Raw genomic sequence first — 14,651 nt, forward strand, 5'->3', positions numbered from 1 at the left:
TAGGAAATTCTTATCTAGGATAAGATATTTTTTTAGAAAAATCTATAAATTACTAACTTTATTACTTAATATATAAAATAGTTTTTTCTTATTTCCTTTCTTCCTTACGCCACTTTTTCTTAACTTGATGCGTATGGTTTATTTAACACTTCCGATATACAACTAAAAAATAGCAAATTCTCTATAACTTGAATATAATTTTAGCTTTACCTAAACAGAAAGATGAATTACTTAATGGATTTTGTTTTAATATCTCTTTCCTTGCCACTTTTTATTACTGAGAATTATTTGTTAATTACTGCGTTGATCCCACTTTTAAGTGCATTAGCTATTTCTTTTACTAGTAAATGGCCCAGAGTGAACAGTAGCGTTACTGTTGCTTCTTCTATGCTTCTGTTTGCGTATACATCTCTATGCACTTTATATTTGGTGTATGGTGATCATTCTCAATTTATTCTCATGGATTTTGGTAATAATTTGCATATTAGTTTAAAGCTAGAGTCTAGTGGAGCAATATTCAGTTTATTAATATCATTTTTGTGGGTACTAACCAGTATATATGCAATATGTTATATGAGAAATAACTATGCTGATAGCAATCACTCAAGTTTTCTATGCTTTTTTTCAACATCAATCAGTTGTGCAATGTTTATTGCTTTTTCTGGAGATTTGCTCACTACATTTGTCTTTTATGAGCTTCTAACTATTAGTACATACCCTCTGATTACTTACAACTCAACAAATGAATCAGTAATTGCAGGACGCTATTACTTTGGTTTACTATTTTTCTCTTCTTTAGTATTATTTTTTCCTTCAATAGGCCTATTATATAATGAATTGCATACTTTAGATTTTGTAAGTGGTGGAATATTCAAGTTTGATACTTCACTCATCACTTTTATTGCAGTGTGTTTTGCTATGCTGATTTATGGAATAGGAAAAGCTGCATTAATGCCAATGCATTTTTGGTTACCAAAAGCAATGGTTGCACCAACTCCTGTGAGTGCACTATTACATGCTGTTGCTGTTGTGAAATCCGGAGTTTTCATCATCATCAAAGTTATATTATACACTTTTGGCGTCGATAATATGCAACGTTTTGTGCAGCAAAATTGGTTTGCTGGAGGGTGGCTTCCGTACGCTGCTGGATTTACTATCATTACTGCATCGTTGATTGCATTAAAGCAAAAAGAATTAAAGAAATTGCTTGCTTACTCTACCATCTCCCAATTGTCGTATATTATATTGTTCGCTTCAATTTTTAGTGAATTCAGCATGAAGATTGCAATCTTTCAATTAGTTTGCCATGCATTTGCAAAAATTACTTTATTTTTTTTTGCAGGTATCATAATAACGAAAACGGGTGAAAAATATATAGATAGAATTCACGGTATAGGACGTAGTATGCCAATTAGCATGATAGCATTCACTATAGGTGCATTGTCCATGATAGGAGTACCTCCTGCTCCGACTTTTTGGAGCAAATTTCTCATCTTTCAAGCTGTTTTCAACTCTAGTAATGTAACACTTTCTGTGTTTGTAACTCTAGTGTTAATTGTTAGTACTATACTCAATGCTCTATACTTTTTACCAATAATTTACAACGCCTTTTTCTCAAAACCTTCTAGAAATTATTTTATTAAAAAGACACCAATGCTTCTAGTTTTACCCCCAGTTATTACTGCTATATGCACTTTAGTTATTTTTTTTAGCTACCAAATAATGTTATAAATATAATCATCTATATTTATAGCTATTAACAATAAATTTAAATGGCACTATTCCAGCTAGAGTTGCTTTTATATTTGACAAAGTGAAGCTGACCTCCACAGCATAATCTTTCATCTTCTTATTTTGCTCAGCTGTAAAAACTACAGTAGCGTTTCCAGCAAATGTAACTAAGTTCTTGGTCAACCGGTCAATAGATAATGTTGTTACGTTTATGTTGGTAATTTTTCTTGTGGATGAAACAGCTTCATTGTTCACTTTTTCCTGAAAGTTTTGGTAGATTTTGTATACAGAATTGTTTTTTATAAAATTTTCTTGATACTTTGGCTCAACAGTCCGAGAGGACTCATATGTTTCAATATATTTACTTATTAAATACCTTGCTATGGAAATGTACTCATCTTCTTTTTTACTAAAACTAAGTTTATGTATAGCAGAGAACTCATCTTCTGTGTGGTTCATATACTTCACAAAATTTAAATCTTTTTTAACAGGAAGTAATAGGTATATGTTTAGTAGTGATAAAAATAAACATACTAAGAGAAGTAACGCTATTAACGCCATCCAAGATCTTTCTACAACGCAGAACAGGTATCTGTGGCAATACCATTCAACTGCTTTCCTGAAGTAACTTTTGTTTTTTACTGATTCAAGTAATTTATCTTCCATAATACAAACCCAATTATATAATATACTGGATACTCTAAAAAACTTTAAAATATGTCTAAATTTTCCAAAATGGGATGAATTATTATATCACCTCGTTCTGCAATAAGGTGAAATTTATCAATTTTGCTCACATCTAAATTTATCATTTTTACACTGAAGCTTTCAGGATCATAAGTATTACTTTCTGCACTTTTGTGATAATTATAGTAGTGTAATTTATTTTGATCATCAAAATAACCAAATTCATCAGCAAGAGTTCCCACTTTTTTGCCTTTACCGTCTCTGACTAGCTCAAATAGATCAATTACATGGTTTTCAGATCCAGGCTCAATAGATCCTTCTACAGCAAAAAATTTAGGTGCATGGCCAACATACTCCTTAAGTTTTAGATTATTAGTCTTTTTTATACTACCAAAATCCATGAGTTTATATTCATCTGAAAGACCAGAATATTGTGGATCATACTTTTTATATTCAAAAAACTCATTACCTAAAAAATTACAAAACGTTAATTTACAATCATCGTGATTGGATTTAACAACTTTAAAGTAATGAAAATCTCTAGGGATCTTTACTTCCTCTTTCGTAATATGATTACGTACAACAAGTTCATCATTAATCATATGATAGCCAATTCTTGGCGAAGTAGCTATATTGATTGCCTTGTTTAGCTTAAAATTTGCCTCATAGATGCCACTTGATAGCTCCTTCCCTTTTTCTAAAGTGACGTCTTGATCTAAAGATGTATTCTTGATTAAACTCAATTCTTTCTGCATGTTCAGTATAGTGTTTGTTAAAACTTCTATTGATTGCCATACAGTTAATTTATTATCATTCAAGTTATATACTTTCAGTATTAAATTAGCAGAATTTTATCATAAATTTATGTTAAAAGTATTACATTTTTGTGTCATGATGTTAACTACATTAGCTAAAACATGCTTTTTATCTAAGCGAAATTGCTTTGCAGCAACGAAAAGTTCATCTATTTCTTTCCATTGACTTAGTAGAATTTCAACATTATTTACTTCTTTCTTTATACTTTCTAAAATGGAGGTTTGAATTATATGTGATGCTAGTTCTAGCTCAATCTCACTATTAATTATTTTATTAACTATATCAGAATTATTTAGATTACGGAAAAATGTATAAAAATGCTTATGTGACTCATAAGCACCACTGTTTATTGCATTTATTATTACTCCCGGAGTTCCAGGAAACAAAGTAATGATCTCACTAAATATTTTATCGTCGAATTTACACTGAGATGAAACAACCTGCTTTGTTTCATCGTAAGTTAATGGAAGTAAATTCAGCTGAAAACACCTACACCGGATGGTGGTTTGTACATCATATGGCTTATGGCTAATTACAAATATTTTAGAATTTTGTGGCGGCTCCTCTAATATTTTTAATATTGCATTTTTAGCATTATTAGTCATTGACTCTAAGCTATCTATTATAGCTATTTTATATTCTGATTGAATGGGGCTTAAGTGCAAAAAGTTTTTCATTTCTCTCACCTTTTCCACTCCTATTGTATCACCTTCAACAATGTGTAAGTCTAATGCTACTTCATCGTAATTTTTTATAAGAAACCAATTAGAAAAGGATTTTGCGAATGTTGCTTTTCCTATACCTTTTTTACCACAGATCAGCCAAGATTGAACAGACAAGTTGTTCATTATCTTTTTTTTTGCTTGGTTGTGGCCTATCACCTTTTTCATTCTTTCTCCTATAGATCTTAGTTTGAAAATTCGTTATTTATTGTTTGTAATGAAATTTTACCTTTTCTTAAAACCTTAATCTTGTCTCCAGTTAAGTCAATAATAGTAGATTCTATACCAGAAACTAACTCATCATCTTCAATTACTGCAGATAAGTGTTGCTTAATAGACTGAGGTATATCTCTTGCTTTGCATATACTTTTTTCTCCTGAAATGTTAATACTAGTTGCAACTACTGGAGTTTTCAGTTCATTTAATATTGAAATCGCAATAGGATGATCAGGAATTCTTATGCCTATACTATCTTTAAAGAACTCATTTGGTAATATACTGTTATCTTGAAGTGGTAAAATATAGGTCATTGGTCCAGGAGAAAAATAGTTTATTAAATCGATATACTCTTCCTTTACCTTTGCTATATTTATCAAACTATCAATATTACTAACAAATACAGAGAGCGGCTTGTTTTGAGAACGCTTTTTTATTCGATATATTTTTTCTATAGATTCGTTACCTAGCGCATTACAAGAAAGAGCATATACTGTCTCTGTTGGAAAGCATGCTAACAAATTATTTTTTATTGCATTTATTACTTCAAATACCATATAGCTAAAACTTATGTCTACAATAGCTCTGGGTTTACCGTTATCTCCCTATATGGTAGCAATTAAGATACCGAAATGGCTAGCACGCATCTGTTGTATACTTACAGTAAATTTTATTAGCAACTGCTCGTTTTGACTGCTAGTACAACATTGCATAATTCTATTATGGCTATTTTGATCAAAATTTGCAAGACTTTTTATGCGAAATACTATATACAAGTGATTGTGATTGATTTCAATTTGATGAATTAACATTCTAATAATATTTTGCTTAGTCTGCCAATCTACTTGATCAAGCTTTGATTCAACACTTGAGGAAAAGTTTTTTAAGCTATCTGTAACAAGGCTCAATTCTTGTTGTAATTTCCTTTGATCAAGTACTTTTTCTCTTTCCTCCTCAATTTCTTTCAAATGCTGTTTCATTGTTGTAATTCTTGGCTCAAATTCTTCTTGGCTTATAAACCCTTTGGCATAGCTATCAATAAATTTTTTGATACTTAATCTTAACTTATTTTCTTGCTTTTCACGTGTTTGATTATGTAGAGGTTTTTTGTTCTCTGACAATCTACGTTGATATTCATTTGCAATCCTATCTGGCTCTTTTAATATACTCTTAACTTCTTCCCATATAACTGTATCGAGTACATCAGTACGTATTGATTTATTGTCACATACTCTGTTGCCATTAAACCTGGAGCCAGAACAACGGTAGTAAGAATAACGTTGATTTCTACTATATGCACCACAATAAGTATATTGGCAGCGCTGACATACTGTTAAACTCCGCAACAAAAACGTTTCTTTTCTTTCCCGTACTCTTGCTCTTTGTCTATTTTCAGTTAGCTGTACTTGCACTGAATCAAATAAATTATCACTGATTATTTTTGGCACTGAAACATAAATCCAGTTCTCTTTATCATTACTAAAATGACCATTTTTGAGTCTACCACAAGTTCCTTTTTTTGACTTTCTTACTTGTGGTTTCGAGCATGCCTTAGTTTTACCATAAGCTGCTCGTCCTATATAAGCAGGATTTTTTAACATTTTCCAGATAGTACTTCTTTTCCAACGTTCTTTTCCTGTTTGTGTTATTACCGGTATCTCGCTAAGTCTACGTATAACTTCATTGATGCTTACTCTTTCTTGGCCAATCCAATTAAATATTTTGCACACTACATCCGCTTCTTCTTGATTAATTTCAAACTGAGCACTTCCTTCACCTACATGTTTTGCTATGTAGCGATAACCATAAGGTGCATTACTCATTACGCTTATGCGACCAGTTTTAGCTGCATGAAGTTTTCCCCTGCGATTACGTTCCATAATTTTTGCACGCTCATACTCTGCTACTAATCCTTGAATTCCTAAAAACATATTAGATTCTGGGTTATCCTCAAATTTGTGGTTTAGAAAAATAACCTCTGATCCTGCTTTTCTAAATTCTTCGAGTAAGAGCGCTTGGTATGCAGATTTCCGTGATAGCCGATCAGGTGAATGAATGTATATCTTATCAATCTTACCTTCTGCTACTCTATCACGTAAACTCTCTAAGCCAGGACGTTCTAAATTTGATCCACTATAACCATTATCGACAAACCTGTGCTCATCTAATAACTCATGTCCATTACTACTAATGCGACGCTCCAACTCTACAATCTGACTCTCTATTGTATTCTCCTGTGCCTGTTGTCTTGATGAAACTCTTGCATACAAGCTTACCGTTACCATTTTCTTCTACCTCCTTTATTTTATATTTCAACAATTGTTCATAAGCATTTGCCAAATATGTACCAGCCAATCTGTGAGGCTCATAACGGCAATTAATAGTTAATTCCCCTTTTTGCATGTTTTTCTTCCTGTGAATTTTTTTTATAGGTTAGGAGACTTCTATTAAACTAAACCAATGCACACCTTATTTAAGAAAGCTATCTAGTTCACACAAATTCTCCCTAATAAATATACAAGATTTGAAGAAATTATGTCCAAAAAATCTTTGCCTAAATCATCATATTATGTATAACATGGCTTATTTAATATGTTATGGAGATTTATCCAAGTCATAAATTCTGGGAGAGCGACTTAGAAGTTCCTGTTAACCTTTTATTAGATCGTTTTCAGGATTCTAATATACGTCAGTCTTGGTTAGATTCCCTTTCTGGTAAACAACTGAGCATTATTTTTCAGCATCGCTTTAAAAGTCATTTAAATGGGCAGCTTTTTCAAGATGGAGACTACGATGATAGATCTACTCAACAAAAACGTAAGATACTTGCTAGTTAATCTTACTCTCTTTTTAACTATTATCTCATTAGCCACTTTGATCGTACAAAACTTGAGGCTACAGTTAGTGAAGTAGCAAGATTTGCCCTTACTCAAGAGTTAATGAGATCGTACCTGATAAAAAATAATACTAAGTATGATAAAAGATCCTTGTTATTTTTACTATTTCACATAAATTGTGAACTTCTAAAATCTGTCTATCACTTTGATAAAGTACAAAAGAGAGGTTTCGTATCATTTGCTCTACAGAAATCACCAAGACAAATAAATACTTCATTCAAGGAATTTATGTCACGAGAAGTCGTAGAGCAGATACTAAAGTTCGAAAACCAATTGCAGGGTTTTTTCCATCATCAAGATCGGATATATATGTTTGTACGCCGAGGAAGTGACATAGATTTACTACTTAATTCAAACAAGGTTGTTCATGGCCATAAACCTGAGTGGATGATTTTAGACTTTTCTCTTGATGGCACTCAGGTTAATCTCTGTGCTAAAAATACTAATAAAGCTGTGGAAATAGCAAATAGCATTGTAAGTGGGTATTTTGACTGCGAATGTACTTTTGTAAATATACAAGGTAAGAACTTTCCATTACAAGTGCACAAATTTCTTCAAGCATGTATAGATGGTTCTGACTCTGACATTTGTATATTTGAGTTAAATTTTAAGTCAGATTATTTTAAAAATAGTAATACATATCTTACTTTAAGTGTAAAATCGTATGATCCTATTGCACCAGAGTTACATATTTTAAAGCCAGCTATTGGCAACATACTACAATCTATTCAATCAGCTAAAGTAATGTTCCAAAACAAAAAGGTAACATTTTCTTTCAAATCAAGTGGGGAAATTTATTATTCAGAGCATCCGCTCAATAAAAAAGAAAGAGAAGAGCTAAAGAAACATATGGAACAGTCCTATGGCCTTAAGATCCTTTCACGAGCAAATTGCTGATCTTTTAAGTTCAAATAGTTCCTGGATTAATCCAAGCCAAAATCATATTAAAGCAGCAAGATACTTATTCGATCTTGGATTGATAAAAATGCAAGAAAGGTATTATATTGTTTGCTCTCGTGAAGAAGATCATCTTGATTGGCCAAATGTAATTGATTCAAGTTGTAGCAATGAGATTTTTATCGATTCAGACTTTGATGAAGCATGTGATGACGCTATTTGTGAAAACTGTTCTCGTCATATTCTGCCTAATACTTATCAAAAACAGAGATTTCATCTCTTATCCATATACTTAAATACAGAAAAGGTCATAGACTGGTTTGAAACAAAGTTGAATGATTCAAAACTTATGTGGGAAAAAGTGGAAAAAGGAGTTTATTATATTTGTAATCAAGGTCGTATTGTAAATCTAATAATCCTTGATTTTTGTACTGATGCGATATTTTTAACTATAGATAAACTTAGAGTTCACCCTACAGTTCTCATCACTCTAAAAAAAGATATACCAAATCTATTACTGAATCTATATGTAGTGCCAATGGTGAAACTGTTTTGTCAGCTTAAAACTTTAACTGAGATATTTCAAGAAGCAGCTAAAAGAGGAGTAGCAGAGGTAGTAGAAAATACTTCTTTGCAAGTTTTACCAGCTTCATATATTTCGCTTAAACTTGTTGAACCAATTGTGCCAACAAAGCTTTTGGAGTTACAGGTGGTTAAAGGTATGGTATATGTTAATAGTATTGAAGTAATAAATAAAAAAGCTGCATCATGCCTTAATATTTTTCGAATATTGTTCAAGCAATTTTTACATGACTGTGAGAAAGAATTACCACCTGAAAAACATACACTTCTCAATATTAATCAGTTAGAAAAACTCTTGGGACTTAGTTTAGAAGCAGATTTAGAACAACAAATCAGAAAGCCATTAAATAAGATGCAAAGAACAATCAAATCTACACTTGCTGAGAAATTAGGATTAAGTATTGAACGTGATGATGTAATACAAACCCTTGGTTGGCAAAGATCATCATATGGTTATCGTATTAACCCTTTTACTTTGACTATAAAAAAATAGAGTTTTTTGTTATCAAAAATAGTTTTTTTCAGCTCCATGAATAAATTTTCCCACTCCACGTGCAAATGGTCCTGTTTTAATATCGAGCCATTTATCCTCTTTTGAACCATTAGCCATTCCTTTAACTATTTGCTTTGCCTGTAAAAGCTCTTGCACTATACGCTCTAATCTATCTCTTCCCATACTATGAAAAACTTCAGGCAGTCTATGTCGTTGTTTATGTATTCCTGCACTTCCTGTGTGAGTAAATGGATGTCCTGAAATAGCAGCTCGCGCAATTGAATCAATAAGATATATTTTAAGATCTTTATCGCTAATATTTTGAGCTTTTAATTGTTCAGTGATGTCTTCCAATAGCCCTGTTTCTTCATTTCTTAGGTAAGTGCGTATGGTACGATCAGCCAGGCCATTTGCTTTAACAACAGCTCCATAAAATAGTGCATTTTGTCTTGGGATTTTTCCAATTGACCTAAAAATCATTGGTTTAGTCATATCTTCAACAGGCCAAAAAGCAAAAGAACACCTGACTCCATTTACGAGAGCAGAAGTGCCTCGAATAGCATCTCGTGCTTGCTCTACTGTTGATATAGGCTTTTCTCCCTTCAGCTTTCTCATATGATGTGCAGTAATTATTGAAGCTCCAGTGCTACATGCTAAATCAGATAATAAACACATGAGATAATCCCCTACTGCTGGATGGCTTTGTTGCATAGCACTGATAGGCATGTAAATCACAATGAACTTACGCAGCTAATTTAAATTTAGCCATACCAATATCAGTAAATTTGTTCAGTAAGTAGCACTTAATTAACAGCTCTTTTTCACGATTTACCTCTGATTTATTTTTCAAGCCAAACCCAAATATTTGCTTCAACCTATAGAAAAAGACTTCAATATAAGACCGTGCTCCATACTTAACTTTTTTCTTCCATTCATTAATACCATCTTCATAATTCTCATATGACCTAATTCTACTAATATACTTGTTTCTTTCTGATAAGTAGTCAGCTAAACAAATTTTAGTATCCTTCCTAGGGCGAATAATAGGCACAATATTGTATTTTCTGCATTCTTTATACACACTTTTTATATCATAAGCCGCATCTGCTCGAATAGAACAAATGTTATATTTATCACTGACTTCTTCTAACATATCGCAGACCGGCAAATAGTCTACAGCAACACCACTAGTGTAGTTCATGCTTATTGCTTTCTTATCATTTATGTTTAAAATAACATGTAATTTTCTTACTTGACCATAACCACTGTATTTTCTTTTTCGAATATTAAGCTTACTATGCCCACCGTTATTATTGTAGATACTAACTCTAGTGCTATCTACGGCAATTTCAACATTTTCCAGATCATCTTTATTGCTTCTATGGTCATCAATCTTCAAATTAAGCTTTTTAAATCTTCTGGAAGCTTGTGTATAGCTGATAATCTTAAGTTTTTTGCCTATTTGTACCATATAACCTTTTACAAAACCTACAGCTTGTCTCAAGCCAATTCTAAAAAGATGAACTATTATGTGTATTAAAATTACAACTTTATCACTATAAGTGTTATTGCCACCTGCAACTTTTGGACTATTTTCATACCAATTTTCTATGGCTTGATTAACAAAATGAAAAACATTTCCTCTTTTTTTTAGAAACTCATTATATTCTCTTTGGTTACTTACTCTCATTTTTTGTGGCATAAGTTATACTTGTTTGAAAAATGCCTATTTTACAACAAAATGCGTTAGTAACCATAAGCTTTTCTCCTTACAATAACCTCAACCAACACTAGCTATGCAACAAAGCCTTCCAGGAACAGAAGAATTAGCGCTGAGAGCAAAATTTGAAGCACGAATTGTGATTGATAGCACAATAGAAAATGCACCTATTATTGTCAGAGCATTGGCGGCAGAAGTAGCAAGAGTGGTAAATAAAAACACTTGGAAAGTGGAGAAAATTTCACCAGGAGAATTTATCTCAGGAGGAGGAGATGATTTTAGGCCAGAGCTCGATGCATATTTAGTGTGGATGGTAGAGTGGGTGCATGAAGTACATCTTGGTGATTCAGTATGGGCAGAGAGTAGTATTCCGCCGAGTACTGTTTACATTGGGTTTACGCCTGATATTGGAGTTGCTAATAAGCATAAATATGTAAAGGTTGGCAAAAATGATGAATAGTTTTGAAGATGCGAACTTACTAATAAAACTTAATAACTTGATTAGAGTTGGCACAGTCGAAGAAGTAGGCTGTGGAACGGCTAAGGTACGTGTAAAAATGATAGGTAATATATTAACAGACTGGTTGCCATGGGTAACAGCAAGAGCTGGAGAAGACAGAAGTTGGTCTGCACCAAGTATTGGAGAACAGGTGATAGTACTTTCGCCATCTGGTGAAATTGCCAAAGGGATTGTCTTACCTGCAATTTATTATAAAAAATATCCTATTCCAGAAGGAAGTAAGGAAGAAGTAAGCGGTTTTGTTTTTAAAGATGGAACAGTTATTTACTATGACCGAAATGGTCATAAGTTTACAATTTCTGTCAAAGAAGAAGGAGCTCTTGTTTTTGCAGTGAAAGAAACGCAAATGGAAGTAACTAGTAAGGAAGTTATTTTAAAAACGGGAAAATCAAGTTCAAATATAACTGATGAAAAGATTGTCTTACAGGTTGGGAACTCAAGTCTAGAGATTACTGAGAGTGGCATTAAGTTAAATGCGAAAAAAATAGATTTAAACTAGCCGGAGAAAAATGTTAGAGCTAATAATGATAAGGGTATTATGATTGGTGATATTGAGTATACCTCTCAAACATCAGAATTAAGTGGATATGAATCAGGATGTGAAGATGAGTCAAGAAGAGAGGAGGAAACAAGAGGTTCATTGTTAGGGCAAAAACGACTTTCAGAATCAGACAAAGATTTAAGTTTGGCAAAACAGGGAAAAGTTGTTCGTTTTGGTGATATGTGTAACCAACATGGAGATTATTTACAAAGCCCTGGCATAGGAGGAAGCAGTAATGTGTTTGTAAATGGTAGGCCTGTGCATCGTCAAGGAGATGAATGGTCACAACATGCATCAACAGACCCTTATAAACCACCACATACTAGTCAATCCCTTCTTGAGGGGTCAGATTCAGTGTTTGTAAATGGCAAAGCCATTGCTCGTACTGGTGACCTAATTTCCTGTGGAGCAGTGGCAGAACAAGGAAGCAATGATGTCTTTGCAGGGTAAGTGATATGCGTGGTATGAATTCTGAAACTGGTAAAACAATAAGTGGTATAGAGCATTTAAAACAATCAATAGTTGATATTTTAACTACACCAATTGGTGCTCGTGTTATGCGCCGAGATTATGGATCAAGGTTATTTGAGCTGATTGATCATCCAATTGTACCTGGTTTTGCACAAGAGCTTTATGCAGCAGTTGCAGAAGCATTAGAAAAGTGGGAGCGTCGATTTAAGCTTAAACGTGTACAAATAACAGAAATAAAAGAAGGTAAAGTAACTCTCATTTTAGAAGGAATCTATCTGCCAAATGGAAAGCCGATCCGCCTTGATGGTATTATAGTATAAGGTAGTAGGATGAAAACACCAAATATTGTCGAAACATTAAAATTTGAGGAAATCTTTTCGCGAATGAAAGAAGAGTTAGTGCGTCGGAATGCAAGTTTTCTGCACTAACTGAGAGTGATCCAGCAATAAAGATACTGGAAGTAGCAGCCTGGCGTGAACTTTTGCTTAGGCAAAGGATTAATGATGCAGCACAGGCAAATTTACTTGCTTTTGCAAGAGGTAATGACCTTGATCACTTGGCTGAATTTTATGGTGTGCTGAGAAAGGAGTCAGAGAATGATGAATCCTTAAGGAAGCGGGTAAAAGCCAAAATTGTTGGTTGGTCAACAGCAGGGAGTAAAGAGCATTATCGCTATCATGCATTATCTGCTGACACGAGAGTAAAAGATGCGCAAGTGGTATCACCTATACCAGGAAGTGTACAGATTTCAATACTTTCCACAGAAAATGGTGGAGTACCTTCAGAAGAATTGCTAGAGATCGTCAGAAATCACGTTATTCGCGATGATATTCGTGTATTAACAGATACGCTTACAGTTATTGGCTGTGGTATTATTCCCATTACTATTCATGCTAAAGTGCATATTTACCCTACTGCATCAAAAGATGTTATCGAAGCTGCAAAGGAACAATTTATCAAAGGTCTTGAGTCTACTAAAGGTTTAGGGTGGAATGTAACCAGGTCCTGGATTATTGCTCATCTTTTTACAGAAGGTATACAAAATATAGAGCTTACAGAGCCAATAGAAGACATAATTGTACAAAATAATGAATGCGTTGCTTTAAGTGATTTAAGTGTTAGGTAAAAATTGGTGATACTTCCTCCAAATGCTTCAAAGCAAGAGCAAATACTTACAGACATAATTAATTATTCTCTTGATGCAAATTCTCTACGGGGATTTAAATTTAACCCACAGACTGAAATGTTGCCGTGGCTAGTAGCGGAATACGGCTTGGGAGAAATTTTATCCTGGGGTAAGAAAGCTACTAAGAGTGCATTAAAAGAATGGGTCTTAGCTAAGCAAAACGGAATAAGATTTCAACGTTTGCGCGGTACACCACAGTCACTGAAGATGGCGCTGAAATGGGCAAACATTGATAATATTACCATTCAAGAAGAACCACCAGGAGAGCATTTTGCTGAATTTCAAATTGGCATCTCTGATGTTCCTAATGACTTTTTTGTCGATAGTGTAATTGCTTTAGCAAAACTTTCTGCACCGGCAAGATCTCGATTAATGCGAATATTCAATGACTATTACAATGCTCAGCGATTTATATTAGACGAAAGTATTTTTGGAGATCTTCTTTCAGACTACTCGGGTGTAAGAATAGCAAAAGAAGGGCCAGTATTATCGTTTGGAAGAAAAAACTCATTTGAGCTAAAAATAGGAAATCCAAGATTTAAATTTGGCACTTTTAGATCACATTATGATAGAAGCTACAGTAATGATTTATATAGGTTAGATGTTGCAATATTAGGAGAAACAGAGCCTCATACGAAGAATTACAACGGTATATATGAAAGAAGTCATCAGTGGTATAACTTAAAAGCACTATATCCTCTACCACAGAGTTTATTGCCAGAAATTAAGTTTGCTAAAGCGTTGATAGTATTATCAGATCAACTATGTTTTTTAAAATTTTTTGAATTTAGTTTCATTACAACTTTTGTTTGTAATTTTGTTTTTTATTCGAGTAAAAAGTGCATTTTTGACAATAAAAACCCTAACTTAATCATAGAAAAATTTTGTATCAAACAACAGTTACTGCTTAGATCTTATGGTTAACGAATATGTGTATAAATACTTTAAATGTGTGTAGACGCACATATTCGTTAACCTATTTTCTATGCAGATTTTTTTAATTCACATTGACTGCTTCTTTAAGCCTCGCATTGGCAATTACTATGATTTTACGCATTAGAGCTGTCATAGCCACCATCTTCTTTTTACCTTTACCAACAAGCCTTGAATAGAAGCTTACTATTACCCATAAGTATATAAATGGTAAAAAGCTGCTATTTTACTAATTCAAT

The 14,651-nt window shown here is 33.2% G+C and carries 14 protein-coding genes and 4 pseudogenes; 10 read left to right on the plus strand and 8 right to left on the minus strand.

Annotated elements, in window-relative coordinates; all coding sequences use genetic code 11:
- The first annotated feature begins 234 nt into the window (after positions 1-234).
- A complete protein-coding gene (locus OPR58_RS08150; RefSeq protein ID WP_265023189.1) occupies positions 235-1,731 on the plus strand; it encodes a proton-conducting transporter transmembrane domain-containing protein in 1,497 nt (498 codons plus the stop codon).
- Positions 1,732-1,737: 6 nt separating this feature from the next.
- On the opposite strand, the gene OPR58_RS08155 is transcribed toward OPR58_RS08150, so the two are convergent.
- From OPR58_RS08155 to OPR58_RS08175, 5 genes are read right to left on the minus strand one after another with little or no spacing between them, the layout of a single operon-like run.
- A complete protein-coding gene (locus OPR58_RS08155; RefSeq protein ID WP_139686506.1) occupies positions 1,738-2,397 on the minus strand; it encodes a VirB8/TrbF family protein in 660 nt (219 codons plus the stop codon).
- A gap of 44 nt (positions 2,398-2,441) precedes the next feature.
- Positions 2,442-3,236: a hypothetical protein gene (locus OPR58_RS08160; RefSeq protein WP_265022427.1), complete on the minus strand. Its 795-nt coding sequence runs from the start codon at positions 3,234-3,236 to the stop codon at positions 2,442-2,444.
- A gap of 36 nt (positions 3,237-3,272) precedes the next feature.
- Complete coding sequence (locus tag OPR58_RS08165) at positions 3,273-4,124, minus strand: DNA polymerase III subunit delta' (protein ID WP_211908312.1); 852 nt, start codon at positions 4,122-4,124, stop codon at positions 3,273-3,275.
- A 17-nt stretch (positions 4,125-4,141) separates the two neighbouring features.
- Complete coding sequence (locus OPR58_RS08170; protein WP_006013379.1) at positions 4,142-4,729, minus strand: L-threonylcarbamoyladenylate synthase; 588 nt, start codon at positions 4,727-4,729, stop codon at positions 4,142-4,144.
- A 48-nt stretch (positions 4,730-4,777) separates the two neighbouring features.
- Complete coding sequence (locus OPR58_RS08175; RefSeq protein WP_265022428.1) at positions 4,778-6,457, minus strand: recombinase family protein; 1,680 nt, start codon at positions 6,455-6,457, stop codon at positions 4,778-4,780.
- Positions 6,458-6,769: 312 nt separating this feature from the next.
- On the opposite strand from OPR58_RS08175, the gene OPR58_RS08180 reads away from it, so the two are divergent.
- The 3 genes from OPR58_RS08180 to OPR58_RS08190 all read left to right on the plus strand — a co-directional run bounded on the left by OPR58_RS08180 (position 6,770) and on the right by OPR58_RS08190 (position 9,041).
- Positions 6,770-7,009: a hypothetical protein gene (locus OPR58_RS08180; protein WP_265022429.1), complete on the plus strand. Its 240-nt coding sequence runs from the start codon at positions 6,770-6,772 to the stop codon at positions 7,007-7,009.
- A 288-nt stretch (positions 7,010-7,297) separates the two neighbouring features.
- Entirely contained in the window at positions 7,298-7,966 is a 669-nt protein-coding gene (locus OPR58_RS08185) for a hypothetical protein (protein ID WP_265022430.1), read from the plus strand.
- Positions 7,932-9,041: a hypothetical protein gene (locus OPR58_RS08190; protein ID WP_265022431.1), complete on the plus strand. Its 1,110-nt coding sequence runs from the start codon at positions 7,932-7,934 to the stop codon at positions 9,039-9,041. The genes OPR58_RS08185 and OPR58_RS08190 overlap by 35 nt, the downstream gene beginning before the upstream one ends.
- A 12-nt stretch (positions 9,042-9,053) precedes the next feature.
- On the opposite strand, the pseudogene OPR58_RS08195 reads toward OPR58_RS08190, so the two are convergent.
- Both OPR58_RS08195 and OPR58_RS08200 read right to left on the minus strand, forming a co-directional pair.
- Positions 9,054-9,740 (minus strand): annotated as a pseudogene (locus tag OPR58_RS08195) (AAA family ATPase); the annotation flags it as partial.
- A 43-nt stretch (positions 9,741-9,783) separates the two neighbouring features.
- A complete protein-coding gene (locus tag OPR58_RS08200; RefSeq protein WP_265022212.1) occupies positions 9,784-10,743 on the minus strand; it encodes an IS5 family transposase in 960 nt (319 codons plus the stop codon).
- 109 nt (positions 10,744-10,852) lie between these two features.
- Here OPR58_RS08200 and OPR58_RS08205 point away from each other — a divergent pair.
- From OPR58_RS08205 to OPR58_RS08230, 6 genes and pseudogenes are all read left to right on the plus strand, one after another.
- Positions 10,853-11,221, plus strand: a pseudogene (locus OPR58_RS08205) (hypothetical protein); the annotation flags it as partial.
- On the plus strand, positions 11,211-11,780 hold the full coding sequence (locus tag OPR58_RS08210) for a phage baseplate assembly protein V (protein ID WP_205517798.1): 570 nt from the start codon (positions 11,211-11,213) through the stop codon (positions 11,778-11,780). The pseudogene OPR58_RS08205 and the gene OPR58_RS08210, both read left to right, overlap by 11 nt.
- A gap of 39 nt (positions 11,781-11,819) precedes the next feature.
- Positions 11,820-12,272: a PAAR domain-containing protein gene (locus OPR58_RS11190; RefSeq protein WP_318010167.1), complete on the plus strand. Its 453-nt coding sequence runs from the start codon at positions 11,820-11,822 to the stop codon at positions 12,270-12,272.
- Positions 12,273-12,277: 5 nt separating this feature from the next.
- On the plus strand, positions 12,278-12,613 hold the full coding sequence (locus OPR58_RS08220; protein ID WP_015588498.1) for a GPW/gp25 family protein: 336 nt from the start codon (positions 12,278-12,280) through the stop codon (positions 12,611-12,613).
- A gap of 9 nt (positions 12,614-12,622) precedes the next feature.
- Positions 12,623-13,419, plus strand: a pseudogene (locus tag OPR58_RS08225) (baseplate assembly protein).
- 6 nt (positions 13,420-13,425) lie between these two features.
- A complete protein-coding gene (locus OPR58_RS08230) occupies positions 13,426-14,403 on the plus strand; it encodes a phage tail protein (protein ID WP_265022433.1) in 978 nt (325 codons plus the stop codon).
- Between the two features lie 73 nt (positions 14,404-14,476).
- Here the strand turns inward: OPR58_RS08230 and OPR58_RS08235 are convergent.
- Positions 14,477-14,605 (minus strand): annotated as a pseudogene (locus OPR58_RS08235) (IS110 family transposase); the annotation flags it as partial.
- Positions 14,606-14,651 lie beyond the last annotated feature (46 nt).

It is taken from the genome of Wolbachia endosymbiont (group B) of Ischnura elegans (assembly GCF_947251585.1).
GTDB lineage: Bacteria > Pseudomonadota > Alphaproteobacteria > Rickettsiales > Anaplasmataceae > Wolbachia.